Below are 1,549 nucleotides of genomic sequence, written 5' to 3'. Positions count from 1 at the left end.
CTAGCAGCCTGTCGGGCTTAACCGGCATTATGCTATAATCATAGCTGATTGAATCAGACGGACATCGCCATGGCTTTTCATCCGATAGATCGAGACACCGACTACCTGCTGCCGCCCTCGGTGCAGGAGTGGTTGCCGGAGGCACACCTGGCGCGCTACGTCGTCGATGTGGTGGAAGGACTGGACCTGTCGGCGCTGGAACGGGCCTATGCCGGACGCGGTAGCGAGGCGTATCACCCGGCGACGCTGCTCTCGCTGTTGATCTACGGCTATGCCACCGGTACGTTCTCCAGCCGCAAGATCGAGCGGGCGACCTTCGACTCACTGGCCTTCCGGTATATCGCCTGCAACCGGCATCCTGACCACGATACCCTGGCGACCTTCAGAAAGCGCTTTGGTCAGGAATTTCAGTCCGCTTTCGTGCAAGTGCTGGAAGTAGCCAGAGAGAACCAACTCTCACGCTTTGGCACTGTCAGCTTGGACGGCACCAAGATTCACGCCAACGCCAGCCGGTACAGCGCCCTGTCGTATGGGCACGCCGAGAAGATCGAAGCACACCTGAAGGCCGAAGTGCAGGAACTGCTGGCGCTGGCGGAAGCGGCGGATCAATCGTCGGTGCCGGACGGAGTGAGTCTGCCCGACGAGGTCAAGCGCCGGGGAGATCGTCTGGCGGCGATTGCCACGGCAAAAGCCAAGATTGAAGCACGGGCACAGGCGCGGTACGAACAGGAGCAAGCGGAGTACGCCGCCAAGATGGCGGCGCGCGCAGAGAAGGAAGCGGCGACGGGCAAGAAGCCCGGCGGCAAGCCCCCTACGCCTCCCGCAGCCGGCCCGCGTGCGGGCGATCAGATCAACCTGACGGACGAAGAGTCGCGGATCATGAAGGTGGCGGGCGGCGGCTTCGAGCAGTGCTACAACGCCCAGGCAGTGGTTGATACCGAATCGATGCTGATCCTCGTTCCGCACGTCACCCAGGCCACCAACGACAAGGAACAGATCGAGCCGATGGTTACGATCCTGCAAGCCCATCCTGAAGGACTGAATCAGCCGGAAACCCTCTTGGCGGATACGGGTTACTTCAGCCAGAAGAACGTCACGGCCTGTGTCGCGGCCAAGATGGCGCCGCTGATTGCGGTCAAGCGCGATGGACACCATCAAGCGTGGCGGCAGCGTTTCACCGAGCCGGCGCCGCTGATCGAAGACGCTTCACCCGTCGATGCGATGAAGCATGCGCTCAAAACCAAGCGTGGTCGCGCAACCTATGCGCTACGCAAGCAAACGGTGGAACCGGTGTTCGGCATCGTCAAGTCGGTGATGGGCTTCCGTCAGTTTCTGCTGCGTGGCCTGGAGAATGTGCGGAACGAATGGACGCTGGTGTGCCTCGCGTGGAACTTGAAGCGCATGGCCGTATTGCGTCCGCAGTAAAATAACAGGACAGGAGCATCACGATTCCATGCCAAAACACCCTGATTTCAGCCTGAAACGCTTCGATTCTTCCCGGATCGTGAAATGCGTCCGTCGGATGAACTTAAGTCCGACAGGCTGCTAG

The 1,549-nt window shown here is 60.5% G+C and carries 1 protein-coding gene; it reads left to right on the top strand.

Annotated features, from left to right (window positions below; translation table 11 throughout):
* The first annotated feature begins 69 nt into the window (after positions 1-69).
* Positions 70-1,425, top strand: coding sequence for an IS1182 family transposase (locus PROAA_RS01730; protein WP_186409662.1), 1,356 nt, complete (start codon positions 70-72; stop codon positions 1,423-1,425).
* The last annotated feature ends 124 nt before the right edge of the window (positions 1,426-1,549 follow it).

The sequence above is a fragment of the Candidatus Propionivibrio aalborgensis genome (assembly GCF_900089945.1).
GTDB lineage: Bacteria > Pseudomonadota > Gammaproteobacteria > Burkholderiales > Rhodocyclaceae > Propionivibrio > Propionivibrio aalborgensis.
The sequence above is the reverse complement of the archived record's forward strand: the minus strand, read 5'-3'. Positions and strand labels throughout refer to the sequence as shown.

What these genes read in the sequence shown, in the direction of transcription:
- PROAA_RS01730 (WP_186409662.1), top strand. Translation starts at nt 70, where the DNA reads ATGGCTTTTCATCCGATAGATCGAGACACCGACTACCTGCTGCCGCCC.